This window comes from Actinomadura graeca (genome assembly GCF_019175365.1).
GTDB lineage: Bacteria > Actinomycetota > Actinomycetes > Streptosporangiales > Streptosporangiaceae > Spirillospora > Spirillospora graeca.
Genome location: NZ_CP059572.1, coordinates 395141 through 416366 on the forward strand (window position 1 = coordinate 395141; position 21226 = coordinate 416366).

The 21226-nt window shown below is 76.2% G+C and carries 22 protein-coding genes; 10 read left to right on the forward strand and 12 right to left on the reverse strand.

Annotation, left to right across the window (positions count from 1 at the left end; all coding sequences use genetic code 11):
* Window positions 1-21: 21 nt before the first annotated feature.
* The 4 genes from AGRA3207_RS02010 to AGRA3207_RS02025 all read right to left on the reverse strand — a co-directional run bounded on the left by AGRA3207_RS02010 (window position 22) and on the right by AGRA3207_RS02025 (window position 3763).
* A complete protein-coding gene (locus tag AGRA3207_RS02010; protein ID WP_231332835.1) occupies window positions 22-885 on the reverse strand; it encodes a hypothetical protein in 864 nt (287 codons plus the stop codon).
* Complete coding sequence (locus AGRA3207_RS02015) at window positions 882-1832, reverse strand: ABC transporter ATP-binding protein (RefSeq protein ID WP_231332836.1); 951 nt, start codon at window positions 1830-1832, stop codon at window positions 882-884. The genes AGRA3207_RS02010 and AGRA3207_RS02015 overlap by 4 nt, the downstream gene beginning before the upstream one ends.
* Before the next feature lie 119 nt (window positions 1833-1951).
* Window positions 1952-2773 (reverse strand): phosphatase PAP2 family protein, encoded by an 822-nt coding sequence (locus tag AGRA3207_RS39710; protein ID WP_273699992.1) that lies wholly within the window; start codon window positions 2771-2773, stop codon window positions 1952-1954.
* Window positions 2774-3031: 258 nt separating this feature from the next.
* On the reverse strand, window positions 3032-3763 hold the full coding sequence (locus AGRA3207_RS02025; RefSeq protein WP_231332837.1) for a DedA family protein: 732 nt from the start codon (window positions 3761-3763) through the stop codon (window positions 3032-3034).
* A gap of 204 nt (window positions 3764-3967) precedes the next feature.
* Between AGRA3207_RS02025 and AGRA3207_RS02030 the strand changes: the two genes are divergently transcribed.
* A complete protein-coding gene (locus tag AGRA3207_RS02030; RefSeq protein ID WP_231332838.1) occupies window positions 3968-4480 on the forward strand; it encodes a DUF1707 SHOCT-like domain-containing protein in 513 nt (170 codons plus the stop codon).
* Window positions 4481-4572: 92 nt separating this feature from the next.
* Here AGRA3207_RS02030 and AGRA3207_RS02035 read toward each other — a convergent pair whose 3' ends face one another.
* Complete coding sequence (locus tag AGRA3207_RS02035) at window positions 4573-5703, reverse strand: tyrosine-type recombinase/integrase (protein WP_231332839.1); 1131 nt, start codon at window positions 5701-5703, stop codon at window positions 4573-4575.
* A gap of 72 nt (window positions 5704-5775) precedes the next feature.
* On the opposite strand from AGRA3207_RS02035, the gene AGRA3207_RS02040 reads away from it, so the two are divergent.
* The 3 genes from AGRA3207_RS02040 to AGRA3207_RS02050 all read left to right on the forward strand — a co-directional run bounded on the left by AGRA3207_RS02040 (window position 5776) and on the right by AGRA3207_RS02050 (window position 8179).
* Window positions 5776-6225 (forward strand): hypothetical protein, encoded by a 450-nt coding sequence (locus tag AGRA3207_RS02040; protein ID WP_231332840.1) that lies wholly within the window; start codon window positions 5776-5778, stop codon window positions 6223-6225.
* Window positions 6226-6317: 92 nt separating this feature from the next.
* Window positions 6318-7049, forward strand: a complete 732-nt coding sequence (locus AGRA3207_RS02045; RefSeq protein WP_231332841.1) for a DUF72 domain-containing protein — start codon at window positions 6318-6320, stop codon at window positions 7047-7049.
* Between the two features lie 542 nt (window positions 7050-7591).
* Window positions 7592-8179: a TIGR03086 family metal-binding protein gene (locus tag AGRA3207_RS02050; RefSeq protein WP_231332842.1), complete on the forward strand. Its 588-nt coding sequence runs from the start codon at window positions 7592-7594 to the stop codon at window positions 8177-8179.
* A gap of 62 nt (window positions 8180-8241) precedes the next feature.
* Here the strand turns inward: AGRA3207_RS02050 and pdxR are convergent, their stop codons facing one another.
* Complete coding sequence (pdxR, locus tag AGRA3207_RS02055) at window positions 8242-9804, reverse strand: MocR-like pyridoxine biosynthesis transcription factor PdxR (protein WP_231332843.1); 1563 nt, start codon at window positions 9802-9804, stop codon at window positions 8242-8244.
* A 28-nt stretch (window positions 9805-9832) separates the two neighbouring features.
* Here pdxR and AGRA3207_RS02060 point away from each other — a divergent pair, with 28 nt between their 5' ends.
* Window positions 9833-9997, forward strand: a complete 165-nt coding sequence (locus AGRA3207_RS02060; protein ID WP_231332844.1) for a hypothetical protein — start codon at window positions 9833-9835, stop codon at window positions 9995-9997.
* A gap of 405 nt (window positions 9998-10402) precedes the next feature.
* Here the strand turns inward: AGRA3207_RS02060 and AGRA3207_RS02065 are convergent, their stop codons facing one another.
* From AGRA3207_RS02065 to AGRA3207_RS02075, 3 genes are all read right to left on the reverse strand, one after another.
* Window positions 10403-12175: a DUF885 domain-containing protein gene (locus AGRA3207_RS02065; RefSeq protein ID WP_231332845.1), complete on the reverse strand. Its 1773-nt coding sequence runs from the start codon at window positions 12173-12175 to the stop codon at window positions 10403-10405.
* Window positions 12176-12640: 465 nt separating this feature from the next.
* Entirely contained in the window at window positions 12641-13303 is a 663-nt protein-coding gene (locus tag AGRA3207_RS02070) for a LysE family translocator (RefSeq protein ID WP_231332846.1), read from the reverse strand.
* Window positions 13304-13421: 118 nt separating this feature from the next.
* Window positions 13422-14222, reverse strand: coding sequence for a hypothetical protein (locus AGRA3207_RS02075; protein WP_231332847.1), 801 nt, complete (start codon window positions 14220-14222; stop codon window positions 13422-13424).
* Between the two features lie 298 nt (window positions 14223-14520).
* On the opposite strand from AGRA3207_RS02075, the gene AGRA3207_RS02080 reads away from it, so the two are divergent.
* The 5 genes from AGRA3207_RS02080 (at window position 14521) to AGRA3207_RS02100 (ending at window position 18819) form a co-directional block, all read left to right on the forward strand.
* Window positions 14521-15537, forward strand: coding sequence for an AAA family ATPase (locus AGRA3207_RS02080; RefSeq protein ID WP_231332848.1), 1017 nt, complete (start codon window positions 14521-14523; stop codon window positions 15535-15537).
* Window positions 15534-16577 carry a DUF58 domain-containing protein gene (locus AGRA3207_RS02085; protein ID WP_231332849.1) on the forward strand — a complete coding sequence of 348 codons (1044 nt, stop codon included), beginning with the start codon at window positions 15534-15536 and terminating at the stop codon, window positions 16575-16577. The genes AGRA3207_RS02080 and AGRA3207_RS02085 overlap by 4 nt, the downstream gene beginning before the upstream one ends.
* Window positions 16574-17521, forward strand: a complete 948-nt coding sequence (locus AGRA3207_RS02090; RefSeq protein ID WP_231332850.1) for a VWA domain-containing protein — start codon at window positions 16574-16576, stop codon at window positions 17519-17521. Before AGRA3207_RS02085 ends, AGRA3207_RS02090 begins: the two co-directional genes overlap by 4 nt.
* A 93-nt stretch (window positions 17522-17614) precedes the next feature.
* The gene (locus tag AGRA3207_RS02095; RefSeq protein WP_231332851.1) at window positions 17615-18271 is read left to right on the forward strand and encodes a class I SAM-dependent methyltransferase; all 657 of its coding nucleotides are present in this window, start codon (window positions 17615-17617) and stop codon (window positions 18269-18271) included.
* Complete coding sequence (locus tag AGRA3207_RS02100) at window positions 18268-18819, forward strand: TrmH family RNA methyltransferase (RefSeq protein WP_231332852.1); 552 nt, start codon at window positions 18268-18270, stop codon at window positions 18817-18819. The genes AGRA3207_RS02095 and AGRA3207_RS02100 overlap by 4 nt, the downstream gene beginning before the upstream one ends.
* A 13-nt stretch (window positions 18820-18832) precedes the next feature.
* Here AGRA3207_RS02100 and AGRA3207_RS02110 read toward each other — a convergent pair whose 3' ends face one another.
* Genes AGRA3207_RS02110 through AGRA3207_RS02120 form a run of 3 tightly spaced genes read right to left on the reverse strand, consistent with a single transcriptional unit; the run spans window position 18833 to window position 21113 of the window.
* Window positions 18833-20497: a DHA2 family efflux MFS transporter permease subunit gene (locus tag AGRA3207_RS02110; protein ID WP_273699993.1), complete on the reverse strand. Its 1665-nt coding sequence runs from the start codon at window positions 20495-20497 to the stop codon at window positions 18833-18835.
* A gap of 57 nt (window positions 20498-20554) precedes the next feature.
* Window positions 20555-20917 carry a VOC family protein gene (locus tag AGRA3207_RS02115; RefSeq protein WP_231332853.1) on the reverse strand — a complete coding sequence of 121 codons (363 nt, stop codon included), beginning with the start codon at window positions 20915-20917 and terminating at the stop codon, window positions 20555-20557.
* 1 nt (window position 20918) lies between these two features.
* Entirely contained in the window at window positions 20919-21113 is a 195-nt protein-coding gene (locus AGRA3207_RS02120; RefSeq protein ID WP_231332854.1) for a ribbon-helix-helix domain-containing protein, read from the reverse strand.
* Window positions 21114-21226 lie beyond the last annotated feature (113 nt).

Consider the following 21226-nt stretch of genomic DNA (forward strand, 5'->3'; position numbering starts at 1 on the left):
CAGGCGCCGGTCAGGCGGCCGTCACGCGTCGCGGCGGCGCAGGACCGCGGCACCGCCCCACAGCCCCGCGGCCGTCCACGCCACCAGGACCAGCAGCGCCGCCCACGCCGGGTAGGGGCCGCCGCCGCCCAGCAGGTAGCGGCCGGCGCTGCTGGGCAGGGCGTCCCCCACGTCGGCCAGCAGCCGCGACCGGCTGTTGGCCAGCGTCACCGGCAGCACCAGCAGGAACAGCACCGCCGAGGTCAGGGTCGCGGCGGTGCTGCGCAGCGCCGCCGCGGCCCCCAGGATCAGCAGGCCCGCCAGCACCAGGTACACCCCCATCGCCGCCGCGTCACGCGCCAGCGCGCCCGCGCCCAGCCGCCCCCACCTGCCCAGCGCCGGGTAAGCGGCCGCCGTCCCCGCCAGGTTCAGCACGATCCCGGCGGGGAACACCACCGCCGCTACCACGGCCGCCTTGGCGAGCATCATCCGCCGCCGCACCGGCACGCACTGCAGCGTCGTGCGGATGCTCCCGGTGGCGTACTCGCCGGTGAGCGTCAGGATCGCCAGGGCCAGCACCACGAACTGCACCATGTCCACCGCCCCGGCCGCGATCCCGCTGGCCTGCACCACCCCCGCGGGACGGTCGCCCACGCCGGGATGGGAGTTCACGGCGGCCGTCGCGGACGCCTCGATCGCGCTGACCAGCGCCATCACCGCGGCCGCGGCGGCCAGCACCCACCCGGTGGAGCGCACCGACCACATCTTCGTCCATTCGGCGGCCACGGCCCCCCGCATCCCGCCCCCGCCCGGCCCGCCCTCCGGCCTCTCCTGCGGGACGCGGCGCGGCCGCGGCGGCTGAGACTCCCCGCCGGTTCCGGAGGTCCCGGTGGTCCCGGTGGTCACCGCCGCTCCTGCGTCCCGGCCGCCGGGGCGCCCCCCGCGCGGGGGGCGGGCGCGGCGTACTCCACGCTGGCGCCCGTCAGCTCCATGTACGCCTCCTCCAGCGACGCGGCCACCGCGCTCAGCTCCAGCAGCGGCGCCCCGGCCGCGTGGGCGATCAGCCCGACCCGCTCCATCGGCAGCCCCGTCACCGTCAGCGCGTCCGCACCCGCCGCCGCGACCCCGGCGTGCTCGGCCTCCAGCGCCGCGGCCAGCTCCCGGCACCGCGGGCTGCGGACCCGCACCGCGTTGCGGGAACTGCCCGCGATGACGTCCGCGACCGGCGCGTCGGCGATCAGCCGCCCCTTCCCGATGACCACGAGCCGGTCGGCGGTCAGCTGCATCTCGCTCATCAGGTGGCTGGAGACGAACACGGTGCGGCCCTCGGCGGCCAGCGACCGCATCAGCCGCCGCACCCACAGCACCCCGTCGGGGTCCAGGCCGTTCACCGGCTCGTCGAACATCAGCACCGCCGGGTCGCCCAGCAGCGCCCCGGCGATCCCCAGCCGCTGCCCCATGCCCAGCGAGAACGACCCGGCGCGTCTCGCGGCGACGGACTGGAGCCCGACGGCGGCGAGGACCTCCTCCACGCGGCGCCCGCCGATGCCGTTGCTGCGGGCCATCGCCAGCAGGTGCCGGCGCGCCGACCGCCCCGGGTGCACGGCCTTGGCGTCCAGCAGCGCCCCGACCTCCCGCAGCGGGTGCCGCAGCCGCGCGTAGGGCAGCCCGCCGACCAGCGCCTCCCCGGCGGAGGGGCGGTCTAGGCCGAGGATCATCCGCATGGTCGTGGACTTCCCGGCCCCGTTGGGCCCCAGGAACCCGGTGACCCGGCCCGGCGCGATGTCCACGGTCAGGTCCCGCACCGCGGTCGTGTCCCCGTACCGTTTCGTCAGGCCCCGCAAAGTGATCATCAAGCCCTCCGTCCGTGGTGGCGTCACGGATCCGAGGCTAGGGAGCGGGGGAGGGGCGCGCAGTGCGCGAACGTCGCCGCCGGCCCCCCACTTTCGTCAGGGGGCGGGCGGGCCGGGTGCTAGGGGAGCGGGCGCCGCCCGCCGACGCCGCCCATGACGTCCGGCATCGTGATCGCCGCATCCCCGGCACCGGCGGCACGCCCGCCGGGTCCGTAACCCGCGCCGCCGGCCGTCCCGGGGACGGTGCCGGGGGCCGCCGCGCCCGACGGTACCGGCACAGCGGGCACCGGCACGGCCCGCACCGGCGCGGGCGGGACCGGTGCCGGTGCCGGTGGGACCGGGAGGCGTGTTCCCAGCAGCACCGCCCCCGCCGGTACGCCCCGCAGCGTCTGCACCAGCGGCGTCGCCGCCCGGGCCAGCACCAGCGCCACGACCGGAGCGACCACGGCCCCCACCGCGAACCCCGCCGCCACGTCATGCGGGTAGTGCACGCCCACGAACACCCTGGAGAACGCCATCAGCGCCGCCAGCGGCAGCACCAGCGGCGCCAGCGCCCGCCACGCCACCACGATCGCCGCCGCCGAGCCCGCCGCGATCGTGGCGTGGTTGCTGGGGAACGACCAGTCGCCGGGCGACGGGCACGCCACGATGTTCATCGCGCCCGCCACCGCCCGGCACGGGCGCTCCTCCTGGATCCGGCTCTTGGAGACCTCGCTCACCAGATACGCCGCGACCATCGCCGCCGGCGCCGACAGCGCCAGCCCCATCGCCCGCGCGTCCCCTCCGCGCGCCCGCCACCACCCGGCCGCGAACAGCACGGCGAACAGCAGCAGCCCCGCGTCCGTGCCGATCTCGGCCAGCGAATGCACCCACGGCGGCGTGCCGTGCGCGAACCCGGTGATGTCCCGGTACAACTCGGCGCTGAAGTCCGGCGCTCGCATGCTCTCCCTCACGCTCGAGGCGGCCTGTCCAGGAGATGAGATCCCAGACAGACCGCCGAAGTTCACCCTGCGTTCACGAATACGCAAATCCTGTCACGTATCAGGGTTCGCGCGCCGGGGATCCGGCCCACCGCCCGGCTGTTTCCGGGCCGCCCCGGAAACGGCCCGCGCCTCCCGCGGCAAGGGCGTCACCGGCCTCAGACGGCGGTGCCCCCTCGGTCCGGGACCGAGGGGGCACCGCCACGCGAACCGGGTCTGCTACCGGGCGCCCGTGCTCACCGCGCCCGGCTCGTCCGAGGTGCCGCCCGAGGTGCCCTCCGCCGCGCCGGGCAGGGCGCCCTCGGTGGTGTCGAGGGTGGTGCCGAGCGGGGGAGCGGCCCCCGGGGACGCCGCGGCGCGGCGGCGGTGCACCACGAAACGGGCGGCCTCCACCACCGCCGTCACCGACAGCGCCAGCCCCAGGCCCACCGCGACGCCCTTGAGCGGGTCGTCCTCGAACGCGACCCCGCCGAGGTAGCCCAGCGCCGTCCCGTACACCGCCCACGTCACCGCCGCGATCCCCGCGAACGGCGAGAACGACCGCAGCGGGTACGCCACCACCCCCATCGTCATGGTCACCGCGGTCCGCCCGCCCGGCACGTACCGCGCGACGACCAGGATCATCCCGCCGCGCTCGCCCATCGTGCGCCGCGCCCACCCGAACGCGGCGTGCCGCCTGGTCCCCGGCCGCAGCCCCCGCGTCAGCCTCCCGCCCGAGCCCCGCCCGATCAGGTACGCCACGTGGTCCCCGGCGAACGCGCCGAGCGCCGCCAGCACCACCACCAGCACCGGCTCGGGCCGCCCCGACGCCGCGTAGACCCCCGCGGTGATCACCATGCTCTCGCTCGGCACCACCGGGAAGAACCCGTCGATCGCGGCCACCGCGAACAACGCCAGGTAGAACCAGGGCGAGGTCACCGCCGTGTGCAGGAAGTCCACAACACCGTCCATGTCCCCGACGCTAGGAAAACGGTCACCCGGGGCGCATCGGGCGGAAGGCCAGGGCCGGCCCCTACTTTCGGCAGTGCACCGCCGGGGGCCGGCACGGGTCCTGCGAACGATGTACGGGCGGTTCCTCACCCCGCAGGACGATTTCCGCCCTCACCCCGCGCGACCCTGGAACCAACGCGACCCGCATCCCGGGGGAGGCCCGTCTTGCAACCGCATCCCGACATCACCACGCCCGCCGCCCCGGAGCCCGCCCCGGCCGGCGGCCCCCCGGCCCTGCCGGCGGCCGTCCCGGCGGCGCCCGTCACGGCGGGGGCGGTCCGCGCGTCCGACGGCGACCGCGACGGCGCCGTCCAGGCCCTCGGCGAAGCCCTCGCCGAGGGCGCCCTGGACACCGCCGAGTACGGCCGCCGCCTCGGACGGGCCCTCGCCGCCGTCACCCGCGCCGACCTCGACGCCCTCACCGCGGACCTGCCTGCCTCCCGCGCCGCCCACGACCGCGCCGCCGCCGCCCGCCGCGCAGCGCGCGCCGAGGCCGACGAGCGCGAGTGGTGGAACGAGTGGGCCCACTGGGCGGGCGCCGCCGCGATCATGACGGTGATCTGGGGTGTCACGTCCCTGAGCGAAGGGGAGTGGCGGTTCTTCTGGCCGGTGTTCCCCCTGGGCGTGTGGGCCGCGATCCTCCTCGCCTGCGCCCTGTGGCCCTCGGACGGCGACTGACCACCCCCGGAGGCCGCCCCTCACACCCCGGCCGGACACGGACACCCCGGCCGGGCCCTGCACGACCGGCCGGGTCCCATGCCCGGCGGCGCTCACCCGCGGCGCGGGCGGCCCTCCACCGGCCCCAGCAGCGGATGCACCCGCATCGCCGCCTCCAGCTCACCGGGGAGCTCGTCGCGGTAGCGGCCCAGCGTCGACAGGTCCGCGTGCCCCAGCACCCGCCGCACCGCGTCCATGTCCGTCGCCGCCGCCAGCAGGTGCGTCGCCGTCGTGTGCCGCAGCCCGTGCGGCGTCACCCCCCGCCGCCGTCCCGGCTCCACCCGCGCCAGCACCCGGTCGATCACCGCCTGCACATCACCGCGCGCCAGCCGCCGCCCCCGCCACGACAGCAGCAGCGCCCTCGGCTCGCGTCCCCGGTCCAGCAGCCGCCGCCCCTCGCCCAGGTAGGCGTCCAGCACCTCGGCCACCGGGCGGGGCAGCGGCACGTCCCGCGTCCGCCCGCCCTTGCCGAAGATCCGCCAGTACCGCGTCCCGGCGTTGACGAAGAAGTCCTCGGCGTTCGCCCGCGTCAGCTCCGACACCCGCGGGCCCACCGCCGCCAGCAGCAGCACGATCAGCCCGTCGCGCAGCTCGGTGCGCTGGTCGGGCCGCCCGCCCGCCGCCGGCGCCGCGTCCACCAGCCCCCGCGCCGCCCCCAGCAGCCCCTCCGCCTGCTCGGCGGTCAGCGCCCGCCGCTCGGCCCGCAGCCCGCCCCGGTGCCGCGGCCGCAGCGTCACCGCCTGCATCGGGTTCAGCTGCACCCACCCCGCGACCAGCGCGTACTGGAAGAACGCCGACACCGAACGGCGGAACCGCGCCTGCGACGACGCGCTCTGCGACGGCGCACCCCCGCCCGCCCCCGCCTCCGGAGGCCCCCCGGAAGCCGCACCTGAAGGCGCCCCGGGCGGCGCCGGGGGAGCGGCCGCCCCTCCGGCGGCCCGCCGGGAACGGCGCCCGTCGGGCTTGCGCGCGAACCGCAGCAGCACCTCATCGACGTCCTCACCCGACAGGTCGTCCAGGACCCGCTCCGGGCCCGCCAGCGCCGCGAACGTCACCACATCACGCGCATACACCTCCGCCGTGCCGGGCGCCAGCGCGCCCGTCGACGTCTTCGCCCGGACCATCTCCACATACCGGTCGGCCGTCTCGGCCACCGTCAGCCGCTGGACATCACTGGGACGCACCCGCCGGACGCTACCGCGCCGCACCGACAATCGGCACGCCGCCCGCCGGCGCCACCCCATAAGATCCGAATCGTGACCGACCGGCATCTGTTCGACCAGGTCGGCGAGGTCGTCAGGGGAGCGGCCCCGCCCGCCCTGGGCCGCCTGCACCTGCACGTGCGCCACAACGGCGTCAAAGCCTGGTTCGGCGACCCCGGGCCGCAGCGCGAGCACTACGAGGCGCAGATCATCCCCGCCGACATCGCGCCCGGCGCCCGCACCCGCGCCCTGGAGGTCGGCTTCCACGCCGAGCACCCCGCCGAACCCGACAACCAGGCCGTCCTCGCGCGCCTCCTGGCCGCCGAACCCGCCTGGCGGCCCCTCCTCGGCGACGACCCCGCCGGAGGCGCCTTCCTCGGCCGCGGCACCTGGCGGCGCGTCTCGGAGACCTGGCCCGACCCCGACCTGGACGCCGCCGACGTCCCCTTCGAGATCGGCGTCCGCCTCGTGGAGTACATGCGCGCCCTGGAACCCCACCGCTGACCGCCCCGCCGCCCCGGGACGGCACATGCCGCACCGGTTTCTGTCCGGGCGGGCGGGGCACCCCGGGGAGGCGGACGAAGGACGGGGGAGCGGTGACGGCGGTCGGGACGTCCGGATGGCAGTACGGCGACTGGCGCGGCGTGCTCTACCCGCCCGGCCTGCCGCAGCGCCGCTGGCTGCACCGCTACGCCGAGGTGTTCGGCACCGTGGAGAACAACAACGCCTTCTACCGCCTGCCCGCGCGCGGCACCTTCGAGCAGTGGCGCGAAGCGACCCCGCCGGGGTTCGTCATGGCCGTCAAGGCCAGCCGGTTCCTCACCCACATGAAGCGGCTGCGCGACCCCGGGGAGCCCGTCGCGCGGCTCATGGACGCCGCCGGGGGACTGGGCAGCAAGCTCGGCCCCGTCCTGCTGCAGCTGCCGCCCACGCTGCGGTGCGAGCCCGCGCGGCTCCAGGCGTGCCTGCGCTGCTTCCCCAGCGGCGTCCGCGTCGCGGTGGAGCCCCGGCATCCCTCGTGGTGGACGGCGGAGGTCCGCGGCGTCCTGGAACGGCACGGCGCGGCCCTGTGCTGGGCCGACCGGCTCGGCAGGCCGGTCACGCCGCTGTGGCGGACGGCGGACTGGCTGTACGTGCGCCTGCACGAGGGGGCAGCGTCCCCCAGGCCCTCCTACGGGGACCGCGCCCTGCGCAGCTGGGCGGAGCGGATCGCTCCGGGCGGGGACGCCTACGTCTACTTCAACAACGACCCGGGCGGCGCCGCCGTCCGCAACGCCCGCCGTTTCACCGTCCTCACCCAACCCGACAAACAGCAACAAACTACGTAAAGCAGACAGAAGCTGAATTCTGTTCGGTATCAGAATCCTCATCCCGGGCCGCGGCAGGGGCCTCGGCGGCCGCGCCGCGGGCCGTCCCGCACGACGAGCCCGGCCCTCGCCGCCGAGACCGGCCGGGACGCGCACCCGCCGACGCCTGACGATCACCCAGCTCACCGGAACCGGGGTGGCGCGACCGGCAACCGGGCGATCTTGTCCGGCTTGCCGGGTCCGGACGCCCGCCGTTCAAGATGATCTTCAAAGCGGCCGGCGGCACCGCGCGGCATTCCGGTCACCGGACGCGCCGGACCGGACGCTGCACGAGAACCGCCCGGACGGTTCACGGGCCGCTCCGCCCGCGGACGCGCCACGCGGACCCGGAACCGCGGCGCCGCGCCCGGAAACACCCGATCCGCCCCCTCTTCACCACGGCCCGATCGCTGGTCGATAATGAACATTATGTTAAGTAGAGGGCTTGCGGCGTACCCTGCCCCGGCTAGGGTGCGGGGGTAGGTCCGGTTTGCCGGTGATCTGTGCGGGGCGGGGTGGCCGTCGTGGTTCCTGGACGATTCGTCCGCGCGCTGGAGGTCTTCGAGGCGGTACTGGCCGGGGTGCCCGCGGGCCGCTGGGAGTCCCCCTCTCCGTGTGAGGGCTGGTGCGCCGTCGACGTGGCGGGGCATGTCATGGCGGGGTTGCTGGCGGTGCGGGAGGTGGCCGCCGGGCGCCCGTTCCCGGGCACCGATCCCGACGTGCGGGAGGTGGCCGGCGCGGATCCGGTGGCCACATGGCGGTCGGTGCGCGCGGACCTGATGGCCGCGCTGGGACCCGGGACGCTGGAGCGCCGGGTGGAGCTCGCGGTGGGCGTGGAGACGACGGTGGGCGAATGGCTCGACCGCTATCCCCTGGAGTTGCTGGTGCACGCGTGGGACCTGGGGCAGGCCACCGGCCGTCCGGTGGTGTTCCCCCCGGATCTGGCGGCCGCCGCCCTGGAGACGGCGAGGCGTTTCGCGCCGCAGGGGCGCGCGGCGGGGATGATCGGGCCCGAGCGTGCGGTGCCCGGCGGCGCCGACGACCAGGCGCGGCTGCTGGCGGTGTTCGGCCGCGGCCCCTCGGACGGCCCCTCGGACGGCGACGGCGGCTGACGGCGCCCCTGGGGACGGCCGGGCGGGCGGGCCGGGGGCGCCCTCTCCCCCGTCCCCGCTGGTCAGGGCAGGTGGCGGAAGGCGTCACCGATGCACGCGACCCCTTCGGCGATGGCCGTGGGGGTGGCGGCGGCGTAGCCGAGGACCAGGCCGGGGCTGTGGCGGCGCTGCCCGTGCCAGGACAGCGGGTGGGTCTTCACGCCGCGGTCCAGCGCGGCGGCGGCCAGGGCGGTGTCGGGGAAGGAACCGGGGAAGGTCACCGTCAGGTGCAGGCCGGCGGCGGCGCCGTGGACGACCGCGCCGGGCAGCCGCGCCCGGATCGCGGTGATCATCGCGTCGCGGCGGCGGCGGTGGCGTCGGCGCAGGGCCCGCATTTGCCGTTCCATCTCACCGGAGTCCATGAGGCGGGCCAGGACCAGCTGCGGGAGGGCGGCGTTGCCGAGGTCGGCGAAGCGTTTGGCGTCCACGAGCGCGTCGCGGTGGCCGGGCGGCGCGAGGATCCACCCGATCCGCAGGGCCGGGGCGAGGAGTTTGGAGACGCTGCCCGCGTAGAAGAGGCGTTCGGTGAGCATGGACCGCAGGGCGGCGACGGGCGGGCGGTCGTAGCGGTGTTCGGCGTCGTAGTCGTCCTCGATGACGAGGCCGCCGTCGGCGCTCCAGCGCATCAGGTCCCGGCGGCGGGGGCCGTCCAGGACGACCCCGGTGGGGAACTGGTGGGCGGGGGTGAGCAGCACGGCGGGTGCGCCGGACGCGCGGAGCCGGTCGACGCGGACGCCGCCGGCGTCGACGGGGACGGGGGGCGTGCCCATCCCCCAGTGCGCCAGGTGCTGGCGGGTGCCGAGGGATCCGGGGTCCTCGACGGCGATGTCCCGGACGCCCTGGCCGGACAGGACGCGGACCATGAGCCCGAGGCCCTGCGCGGTCCCGGCGACGATGATGATGTCGGCGGGGTCGGCGCGGACGCCCCGGTTGCGGGCCAGCCACGCGGCGACGGCGGCGCGCAGGGCGGGGGTGCCGCGGGGGTCGCCGTAGCCGAGGGCGGGTGCCGACAGTTCCGCCAGGACGGACCTTTCGGCGCGCAGCCACGCGGCGCGGGGGAAGGCGGCCAGGTCGGGGACGCCGGGTGACAGGTCGACGCGGGCGGGCGCGGCGCGCAGGGCGTCGAACACGCCGCTGCCGGGGGCGCCGGAGAACACGCCCGGCGGCGTGGCGGGGCTGCCGTCGAGCGAGCCGCCGGGGACAGCGGTGAGGGCGAAGTCTGGTGGTGTGTCGGCGGGGTCGGCGCGCGGAGGGTGCGGCGGGACGGGGGCCGGGGCCGGCACGAAGGGTGCGGCGACGACGACGGTGCCGCCGCGGCCGCGGCCGGCGACGTGGCCGTCGTCGACGAGCCGCTGGTAGGCCTCGGTGACCACGCCGCGTGACACGCCGAGGTCGGCCGCCAGGACGCGGCTGGCGGGCAGGCGCCCGCCGACCGGGAGGCGGCCGTCGCCGATCGCGTCGCGCAGGCGCCCGGCGAGCCAGTCCGACAGGCCGCCCGGCGGGGCGTCGGCGGCGTCCAGTTGCAGGAAGTCCGCGCCGGACCCCGTTATGGCCCGGTCGCCGGCGGTGTCATTGGACCTGTCCATCAGGCCATTGTGGCGTCAAGGTGGACGCATGGGAACACGTACCGGCACGAACAGGGGCGGGCCGGGCGGGCCCGCGGCGCGGCGCTACATCCACGGCTGCTCGGGGGGCGAGTCGCGGCGTCTGGGCGGCTACACGTTCGCCAAGGGTGCCGCGGTCAACCCCGCCCCGCTCCCCCACGGCGGCGCGCGGTGACCGCCGTGGCGTCCTCGCTGGGGTCCGCCGTGGAGGCGGCCGTGCTGCTCACGGCGGTGGGCGGGCCGGTGGTGTGGCTGCTGGAGCGGGCGCACCGCCGCCGCCCGTATCCCCGGCCGCGGCTGTACGGGGGCGGCCGGCTGAGCGGCCACGGCGCCCGGGACGGCGCAGGTGGCGGCGGGGTCGGCGGCTATGGCGACGGCGGGGGCGAGGGCCGCGGTGACGTCCGTGACCGGGACGCCGAGCGGATCCGCGCCGGGCTCCGCGGCGCCCCCGGGCCGCAGGACGGCCGGGGGCGCCGCGGCACCGGGGCGTTCCGTGGGGTGCGGGGGGTCGTCCCCCCGCAGCGAACCGGCCCGTTGCGGGGCGAGCCGGTGCGGCAGGCGCCGGTGCGGGGCGCGCGGGTCAGGCGCGGGTCAGCTCGGCGCGCATCCGGTCCAGGCCCATCGGCCCCAGGTCGAGCGCGCGGCGGTGGAACTCCTTGAGGTCGAACGCCGTGCCCGCGCGGGCGCGTGCCGCCTCCCGCGCCTCCAGCCACACCTTCTCCCCCACCTTGTAGGCGATGGCCTGGGCGGGGAGCCCCAGGTACCGGTCGACCTCGAAGGTGATCGCCGCCTCCGGCTGCGGGCCCGCGTGGGCGCGCAGGAACTCCAGGGCCAGCTGCGGGGTCCACCGTTCGCCCTCGTGGAAGCCCGTCCCGGCGGGGATCGGCAGTTCCAGGTGCATCCCGATGTCGAGGATCACGCGGGCGGCGCGGAACTGCTGGCCGCCCGCCAGCATGCCCAGCAGGTGCGCCGGGTCGTGGTAGTAGCCCAGCTCGCCCATGAGCCGTTCGGCGTACAGGCCCCAGCCCTCGCAGTACCCGGGGTACAGCTCGCTGGACAGCCGCTGGAACCGGTTGAGGCCGGTGTTGAGGATGGTCACGCCGAGTTGCAGGTGGTGGCCGGGGACGCCCTCGTGGAACATGATGCCCGGCACCGTCCAGGTGACGATGTCCTGGTCGCGGTCCTTGACCGTCCACCACACCCGCCCGGGGCGCGACAGGTCCTCCGACGGCGCCAGGTAGTAGATCCCCGACTCCACCGGCGGGATGCGGCACTCGATCCGCCGCAGCGGCGCGGGGATGTCGAAGTGGACGCCGTCCAGGTCGCCGATCGCCCGGTCGGCCAGTTCCTGGATCCACGCCCGGAACGCGTCCGCGCCGTGGATGCGGTAGGCGGGGTCGTTGTCCAGCGCGGCGCGGACCGCCGGCAGCGGCTCGCCCGGCAGGATCCGCTCCCCCGCCTCGTCCATCTCGGTCTCGATCCGGGCCAGTTCCTCCCAGCCCCACGCGTAGGTCTCCTCCAGGTCCAGGGTGGTGCCCAGCAGGTCGCGGACGCCGAGCCGGTACCGGTCGGCGCCCAGCGCGTCGCGTTCGGGGGCGCGGGGGGCCAGCTCGCCCGACAGGAACTCGGCGAACTCGGCCAGGGCGCGTGACGCGGCGGCGACGGCGTCGTCGAGTTCGCCGCGCAGGGGGCCGCCGCCGTGCCGGGCGGTGATCTCGGCCAGGCAGCCGGGGGTCTCCAGGCAGCTCTGGACGTTGCGGGCGATCTGGCGGCGGGCGACGATCCGCCCGTTCTGGCAGGCGCGGAGCAGCCCGGTGCGCAGGTCCCGCAGCGCGCCGGGCAGGGCCCGCAGGCGTCCGCGGACGGCGTCCCAGTCGGTGTCGTCGCCGCGGTCCAGGAGCTCGATCGCGATGCGGAGCCGCTGCAGTGGTCCTTCCAGGGTGTTCAGGGCCGTGTCGTGGACGTGGGCGTCGTGCAGGGCCAGGTCGGTCTCCAGCCGTTCGCGGAGGACGGCCGCGGCGATGCGGTCGGCGTCGGCGGCGGTTCCGGGGACGGTGCTGGGAGCGGCACCGGCGGTGGGGGTGGGGGTGGGGGTGGGGGTGGCGCCGTTCTGGGCGCCGGGGCGGGTGCCGCCGGTGGCGGCGGGAGCGGATGCGGGGGGAGCGGCGGGGGCGACGGCGTTCAGGCGGGCCAGGGTGGCGCGGGCCAGATCGGCGCGGGCCGCGAGCCCGTCGGGGCCGTAGTCGGTCAGACGGGAGTCCTGCCCGGCGATCCCCATGATCGCCGCCTGGCACGGGTCCAGGGCGGCGAGCTCGTCCATGTAACGGTCGACGAGGTCATCCAGTGCGGTCATCGCCCAAGGCTACGGCGCGCCGCCCCTGTAGGGCGATCATGTGTTCAGAGGGGCCTGCGGCGCGGCCGCGTGTCGGCCGGGGGGCGTGGCGTCACCCGCCCGTCACCTGGGTGTCATGGTGGCGCCCGCGTCACACCCGTCCGCCTGGTCTCCGCCCGTCCCGGGCGGCGGTGCGGAGGCGGCCGTGACCTGGGCGGATTCCGGCGGCGGCGCCGCTGGGCCGGCGGGGGCCGCGCCGCCGCGTCCGCCGGCGGCGGGGTGATGCGGGCGCCGGGCGCGCGTCCGGCCGCCGGTGTTCGGCGCGTCCGGGACAGACCCGCGGACACCGTGTTCTGAACCGTCGCATAATGCCGCGCGTCCGTGGCCGGAATCCCCTCGCCGGGCGGAGCGGCGCGGCGGCGGACCTCGCCGGGCCGGGCGGCAGGCGCGGGGGCGCCCGCCCCCGCCGGTGCGGGGGCGGATGCGTCAGCGGGTCTCGGCCGCCAGCCGCACCCCCAGGCCCACCAGCACCACGCCCGACACCTGCTCCAGGCGCCGCCGCACCACCGGGCGGCCCAGCGCCCGCCGTGCCGCGCCCACCAGCCACACCACCGCCGTGTACCAGGCCAGGTCGATCAGCGCCCACAGCACCGAGAGGACCGCCAGCGCCACCGGCACCGGCCACCCTCCGGGGACGAACTGCGGCAGGAACGACACCGCGAACACCCCGGCCTTGGGGTTCGCGGCGTTGGTGGCCAGCCCGAGCCGGAAGCACCGCCACCCCGTCACCGCTCCCCCGCCGTCCCCCACGGTGCCGGGGGTGTGGTCCACAGCGGCGTGGTCCACGCCGGCGGCCGGCGCACCCCGGCGGGCCTGCCACAACGCCCGCGCCCCGAACCACACCAGCACGCCCGCGCCGAGGACCCGCAGCCCGTCGTAGGCCAGCCGCGACGCCACCAGCAGCGCCGACAGGCCGGCGGCCGCCGCCAGCCCCCACGCCAGCACACCGGCCTCGTTGCCCAGCACCGTCGCCAGCCCGCCGCGGCGTCCCGCCCGCAGCGACTGACGCATGATCACGACCGTGCTCGGGCCCGGCGCGACCGCGATCAGCACCGCCGCGCCCGTGAAGGCGATCAGAGTCTCCGGCATCCCCTCATGCTGCCCACGCCCGGCCCGCCACGCAACGGAGAAAACCCTTGAAACCAGCCAAAAGGCCCCAATGCGGGATACGCCGCTACAGAGCGCCTGCCACGTCCGGACCCACCGGTCAGACGGGGCCTCCGTCGTCCCCGCCGCCGCCCGGCGGCGTCGGCCCCGGCGACACCGGGTCAGACGGGGTCACCGGCGGCGGAGACGGCGACGGCCGCGGCGACGACGGCCCCTGCGACGGAGACGGCACCTGCGCCGTCGGCGTCGGCTCCGGCGGAAGCGGCGGCGGCTCCTTCACCTCCGGCTGACACGCGAACAACACCCCCATCAGCAACGCCAGCACCAGCAGCGCCGCCGCCAGCGACAGCACCGCCGCCACCATGTTCCGCTCCGGCGGCCGCTCCCCTGCCAGCCCCGGCTGCGCCGCCGGCCGCTCCTGCGGACGATCCAGCGCCGGCTCACCCGACCCCAGCCAGTACGGCTGGAACCCCGGCCCGCGCCGCCCCCACCGCCCCCGGAACGACCCCTCCAAGAGCACCGGCTCCAAGAACCGCTCCGCGCCCGCCCGCTCCGCCTCGTACGCCGTGGCCACCCACGGCGCCGGGCCGTCCGGCTGCGCCGCCACCACCGGCGCCGCTCCCCCCGCCGCCCGGCCTCCCACCGGCCCCGGGCGCCCAGGAGGCCCCGGGGGTCCCGGCGGGCCGCCCGGACCGGGGACCGCCGCGTTGATCGCCGCCCGGAACCGGCCGCGCGCCGCCGCGTCGCCCGCCGCGCCCCGGTTCAGCACCGCCACGCTCGCGCGGCGCCCCTCCCCGTCCACCCCCAGGAACACGATCCCCGCCGGCGTCTCCGACAACCGCGCCGACAGGCGGAACGGTCCCAGCTGCGCGGGATCACCCGGCGGCAACGGCCTCGACATGCCGCCACACTAACAATCCCGCCCCCGCCACGGCCGCCCCCGAGACGACGCGGGCACAACGCGGACCCGACACGCGAACGACCCGGACCCCGCCCCCGGACCCCGGACCCAGCCCGGGCTCGCCGCAGGCCGGGCACCGGCCCGGAACCGGACCGCGGCCCGGCCCCGTACCACCCCCTGGACACACCCCCGAACCGATCACCTCCGACACGCAGGTATCCGGCACGAACGGGTACAAGTGATCGCGTAGGGTCAGAAGGCGCCCGCCCGCACACCCGAGGACACCGAGGGACACCAGATGACCATCGCCGCCCACGATGTCGACGAGGCCGCGGCCCAGCTCCAGAGCACCGTCACCGAGGTCAAGAAGGTCATCGTCGGCCAGGAGCACATGGTCGAGCGGATGGTCGTCGCGCTCCTCGCCCGCGGCCACTGCCTCATCGAGGGCGTCCCCGGCGTCGCCAAGACCCTCGCCGTCGGCACCCTCGCCCGCGTCGTCGGCGGCACCTTCGCCCGCCTGCAGTTCACCCCCGACCTCGTCCCCTCCGACATCGTCGGCACCCGCATCTACCACCCCTCCACCGAGCAGTTCGACGTCGAGCTCGGCCCCGTCTTCGTCAACTTCATCCTCGCCGACGAGATCAACCGCGCCCCCGCCAAGGTCCAGTCCGCCCTCCTGGAGGTCATGGCCGAACGCCAGGTCTCCCTGGGCGGCAACACCTACCCCCTCCCCCGCCCCTTCATCGTCCTGGCCACCCAGAACCCCATCGAATCCGAGGGCGTCTACCCCCTCCCCGAGGCCCAGCGCGACCGGTTCCTGATGAAGATCGACGTCCACCACCCCGCCGCCCACGAGGAACTGCAGATCCTCCAGCGGATGAGCGTCGACCCCCCCGAGGCCGCCCCCGTCCTGGACACCGCCCGCCTCGCCGGCCTCCAGCGCGCCACCGAGGAGGTCTCCGTCCACGAGCTCATCGCCGACTACATCGTCCGGCTCGTCATGGCCACCCGCGAACCCGACCAGTACCGCCTGCCCGACCTGCGCACCGTCATCGAGATCGGCGCCAGCCCCCGCGCCACCCTCGGCCTGGTCTCCGCCGCCCGCGCCCTGGCCCTGCTGTCGGGCCGCGACTACGTCCTGCCCGACGACGTCCGCGCCGTCGCCCGCGACGTCATCGCCCACCGCCTCGTCCTGACCTTCGACGCCCTCGCCGACGGCATCGACCCCGGCGACGTCGTCGCCCAGATCCTCACCGCCGTCCCCCCGCCCCGCGTCGTCTGGAACCACGGCGCCGCGGCGGTGACCACCCCATGAGCGCCCGGGTCGCCCAGCTCGCACCCGAACGCACCCTGCGGCGCCTGGAACTGCAGGTCACCCGCCGCCTCGACGGCCTGCTCAACGGCGAGCACCTCGGCCTGCTCCCCGGCCCCGGCACCGAAAGCGCCGAGGCCCGCCTCTACCAGCCCGGCGAGGACGACGTCCGCCACATGGACTGGGCCGTCACCGCCCGCACCACCACCCCCCACGTCCGCGACCTCATCGCCGACCACGAACTCGAGGCGTGGTCCCTGGTCGATCTCACGCCCAGCATGGACTTCGGCACCGGCACCCTCGTCAAACGCGACCTCGCCGCCGCCGCCCTCGCCGCCGTCGGGTTCCTCACCGTCCGCCTCGGCGACCGCGCCGGCGCCTACCTGCTGCACCGCGACGGGCTGCGCCGCCGCCCCGCCCGCACCGGCAAGGCCGCCATGTACGCCCTCCTGCAGGCCGTCCTGGACGCCCCCGCCACCGGCGCCGCCCCCGGCGAGACCACCATGACCGGCGCCCGCGCCGGCCTGTCACGCGGCACCGCCCCCCACGGCGACCTCGCCGCCGCCATCACCTCCCTGGACCGCGGCCAGACCCGCCGCGGCCTCCGCGTGATCATCTCCGACTTCCTCGCGCCCCTCGACGACCCCGGCGGCACCGGCACCGGCGGCGGTCCCGCGGCGGCAGGGCACGTCCAGCCGCCCTGGGAACGGCCCCTGCGCCGCCTGTCCGCCCGCCACCAGGTCCTCGCCATCGAGATCATCGACCCGCGCGAACTCGACCTCCCCGACGTCGGCCTCATCGAGATGAGCGACCCCGAGACCGGCGCCGTCCACGAGATCGTCCTCAGCCGCCGCGTCCGCGAACGCTACGCCGCCGCGGCCGCCGCCCAGCGCGAACGCACCCGCGCCGCGCTGCGCCGCAGCGGCGCCCACCACCTCGTCCTGCGCACCGACCGCGACTGGATCACCGACATCGCCCGCTTCGCCCTCCGCCAGCGCCGCGCCGCCGGACGACCCGTCACCACCGCCGGAGCGCGACCATGACCTTCCTGTCACCCGAGCGCCTCTGGCTGCTGGCACTGGCCCCGCTGCTGGCCGCCGCCTACCTGCTGCTGCAGATGCGCCGCCGCAAGTACGCCGTCCGCTTCACCAACCTCGCGCTGCTGTCCCAGGTCGCCCCCCGGCGCCCCGGCTGGCGCCGCCACGTCGCCGCCGCCCTGTTCCTCATCATGATCGTGCTGATGATGATCGGGTTCGCGCGCCCCGCGACGTCGGTGAAGGTCCCCCGCGACCGCGCCACCATCATGGTCGCCGTCGACGTGTCCCTGTCGATGATGGCCCGCGACGTCGCCCCCTCCCGCTTCGACGCCGCCAAGAGCGCCGCCAAGACCTTCATCCGCGAGCTGCCCTCCCGCTTCAACGTCGGCGTGGTGTCCTTCGCCGGCAGCGCCAACCTCGTCGCCGCGCCGACCGCCGACCGCGACGCCGCCATCGCCTCCCTCGACCAGCTCGTCCTGGCCAAGCGCACCGCGATCGGCGAGGCCGTCTTCACCTCCCTGCAGGGCGTCCGCAGCTTCGACGCCCAGGCCAGCCAGGACCCCCCGCCCGCCCACATCGTGCTGCTGTCCGACGGCGACAACACCACCGGGCGCACCGTCCAGGAGGCCATCGACGCCAGCCGCGCCGCGCACGTCCCGGTGTCCACCATCGCGTTCGGGACCCCCTACGGCACCGTCGACATCGAGGGCGAGACCACCAGCGTCTCGGTGAACAAGGAGACCCTCAAGACCCTCGCCGACAGCACCCAGGGCAAGGCGTACGAGGCCGCCGACGCCGGCCAGCTCGACGAGGTCTACGCCAACATCGGCAGCTCCCTGGGCTTCAAGACCGAGCACCGCGACGTCGCCGCCCGCTACACCGGCCTGGCGCTGCTGTTCGCGCTCGCCGCCGGAGGCGCGTCCCTCGCCTGGTTCTCCCGCCTGCCCTGACACCCCCCGCCCTGCCCCGGGGACCCCCGGGGATCCCCTGGGCCGCCCGCATGCGGCGCGGGTACGACCCGGACGCTGATACGGTCGGCCGACGTGGGGGAACACTACTTCGCCGAACGTCCCGCCGCCGCCGGACGCCGCCGCACCGTCGATCTCGTCCTGCCCGACCTCCACCTGCGCCTGCAGACCGACAGCGGCATGTTCTCCCCCGACCGCGTCGACCCCGGCACCCGCGTCCTGCTGGAGACCGTCCCCCCTCCCCCACCCGGCGGGGACCTCCTCGACCTCGGCTGCGGATACGGCCCCATCGCCCTCACCATGGCCCGCCGCTCGCCGCAGGCGAGCGTATGGGGTGTGGATGTGAACCGGCGTGCATTGGAGCTGGCGGAGGGTAATGCCACTGCCGCCGGGCTTGACAATGTAAGGTTCACGGTGGCGGACGGGATCGACCCCAGCCTGCGATTCGCGGCGATCTGGTCCAACCCCCCGATCCGCATCGGCAAGGCCGTCCTGCACGACCTCCTGCTCGCCTGGTTGCCCCGCCTCTCCCCCGGCGGCGCCGCCCACCTCGTCGTCCAGAAGCACCTCGGCTCGGACTCCCTGCAACGCTGGCTGAACGCCCAGGGCCTGCCCGCCGAGCGGATCGCGTCCCGGTCCGCCTATCGCGTCCTGCGCGTCACCCCCGCCGCCACCGGCGATCCCGAGGACCCCGGCGGTCCCGGCAGTCCCGTGCAAGGAGCACCCCGATGAGCACCCCCGACCCCGCGCAGGGACGCCGGCAGCTGCGGCCCACCGACGTCAAGCGCCTCAACCGCGACTGGCGCCGCCGCACCGGCGGCCGCCTCGGGCTGCTCGTCGAATCGGTCACCCAGCCCTTCAACACCGGCTCCATCATCCGCAGCGCCGCCGCGTTCGGCGTCGAGCACCTCTGGCTCGCCGGGAACGCCACGCCCCCCACCCACCGCAACGTCGCCAAGACCGCCCTCGGCACCGAACGGCTCCTGCCCTGGGAGCACGCCGGCACCGCCGCCGAGGCCGCCGCCGCCGTCCGCAAGGCGGGCCTGCGGATCATCGCGATCGAGCTGACCACCGACGCCGTCCCCCTGCACGAGGCGCCCCTGGCCGGCGACATCTGCCTGGCCGTCGGCGGCGAGGACCACGGCTGCTCCCCCGCCCTGCTCGCCGCCGCCGACACCGTCGCCTACATCCCCCAGGTCGGGCGCGTCGGCTCCCTCAACGTCGCCGTCGCCACCGCCATCGCCCTCGCCGAGGCCCGCCGCCGCGAATGGGCCGACTGACCCCTCCCCCGCCTCACGCCTCGGGAGCGCCCGCACGCCCGGCGCGCCGCCCCCTGCCACCGGCCCCGGCATCAGGCACGATACGGGCACCACCGGACGGCGGCCGCCGCCGCACCGGCCCGCCCCTCACCAGCGCGCACGCGACGGCACCGGCCGCGATCACCGCGACGGGCAGGGCCAGCGCCGGCCGCATCGCGTGGACGAACCCGTGCTCATAGGCCGACGCCGCCGCCTGCCGGATCTGCTCGGCCACGCCCGGCGGCGTGCCCGGCGGCGGATCCAGAGCCCCGCCGGCCCGCCCCGCACCGGCCCCCAGGCCCCGTCCCGGCACATCGCCGAACCCGGCGACGAACCCGCCGCGGACGTCCGCCGGAAGCGCCCCGGCCCGCCGGGACGCCTCGTCCCGGACCGCGGCCGCCAGGCGGTTCTGCAGCACCGCGCCGACCGCGGCGCTGCCGGCGATCGTGCCGATCTGCCGGATCGTGTTCAGCACCCCGGAGGCGGCCCCGGCCATCGCGGGCTCCACGCCGCGCATCGCGACGCTCACCATCGGGCCGAACACGCAGCCGGTCCCGGCCCCGGCCACCAGCAGCGGCGCCTGGAGCCCGTACCAGGTGCTTTCCACTCCGGCGGCCAGCGCCAGCCACGCCATCCCCGTCCCGAACGACACGAGCCCGCCCACCAGGACCGACGTGCCGCCGGACCGGTCGGCCATCCGGCCCGCGACCGGCGACACCAGCGCCGACACCACCATCGCCGGGGCCATCACCAGGCCCGCCTCCAGCGCGCCGAAGGCCAGCACCGACTGCAGGTACAGCATCACCGGCAGGAACAACCCGATCATCCCGACCTGGACCGCCGCCGCCACCCCGCTCATCACCGCGAACCCGCGATCGCGGAACAGCGCGAACGGCAGCAGCGGCTCGCGGTCCTGCCGCGACGCCTGATGGACCAGGAACACCGCCAGCAGCACCACCGACCCCGCCAGCAGCGCCCAGATCCCCGCGTTCCAGCCGTACCGCTGGCCCTCGGTGAGCCCGAACGTCAGGCACAGCAGCGCCGCCGTGGCCAGCACGACACCCGGCACGTCCAGCCGGTGCCGCGCACCCTGCCGCACGTCGGGCACCAGCACGGCGGCCAGCACGAGCACCGCCACGCCGACCGGGACGTTCACCACGAAGATCCACCGCCAGCCGGCGGCGGCGACCAGGAACCCGCCGAGCGTCGGCCCGGCGATCGTCGCCAGGCCCGCGACCCCGCCCCACACGCCGAGCGCCGCACCCCGCCGCTCGGGCGGGAACGCCGCGATTATGAGCGTCATCGTCTGCGGCAGCAGCGCCGCCGCGCCCAGCCCCTGCACGGCACGCGCCGCGATCAGCTGCGCCGGGCCCTGCGCCAGGGCGCACAGCACCGACGCGAGGGTGAACAGCGCCACGCCCCCGGCGAACAGGGCGCGCGGCCCGTGCACGTCGCCCAGCCTGCCGGCGGTGATGAGCAGCGCCGCCAGGACGAGCACGTACACGTTGATCACCCACAGCGCCTCGTCGAGCGAGGCGCCCAGCCCGCCGATCATGCTGGGGAGGGCGACGTTCACGGCCGTCAGGTCCAGCAGGGTCAGGAAGAACCCCAGGCTGAGCGTCACCAGCACCGCCCAGGGATCACCGCGCCACCTGCGCATCCCAGCCCCCCTCACCGCGGCCCTCGCCACCGCGTCCGCCCTTCCCGCCCAGCCCTGTCAGCCCTGCTCGGTTCCGTCAGGCTTCGCCGGGGCCTGCAGGCTCCACAGCCGCCCGTCGGGATCGCGGACGGTCATCTCCCGGGTCCCGTAGTGGGTGTCGGTGAACGGCGTCACCACCTCGACCTGCGGACCGGCGTGGAACGCCTCCGGGTCGGGCACCCTCAGCGCGAGCCGGACCTGGGGCTCGCGGTCCTCGGGGATCTCGGCGATGAACACATACGGGCCGTCCCCGTTGCGGAGCTGCCCCGAGCCGTGGCCGGTCGAGAACTCCAGCTCGAACCCCAGCGCCTGGAAGAACCCGGCCGCCTTCCCCCAGTTGTGGGTCTCCAGGAACACGGCCTCGATTCCCTCGGTCGGCATGTCATCTCCCCTTGTCTCGTCCCGATGGTCGCTCCGGCGGGCGGCGCTGCTCCTGGACCCCCGCGAGGTAGGCGCGCAGAGCCTCGGCGACCAGCGCCGACAGCGACAGCCCCGACTCGATGGAGTGGTGCTTGACCTGCTTGATCAGACTGATCGGCAGGTACACGTTGAACTGCTTGACGTCCTCGTCGCCCACGTCCCCGACGCTAGCACCGTTGCTAGCATGCTAGCAACCTAGCGCGTCGGCGGCGCGGCGGCCTCCGCCCCGGGATTTGCGGGAACGGCAACAGGATTCGCCACGGCGGGACG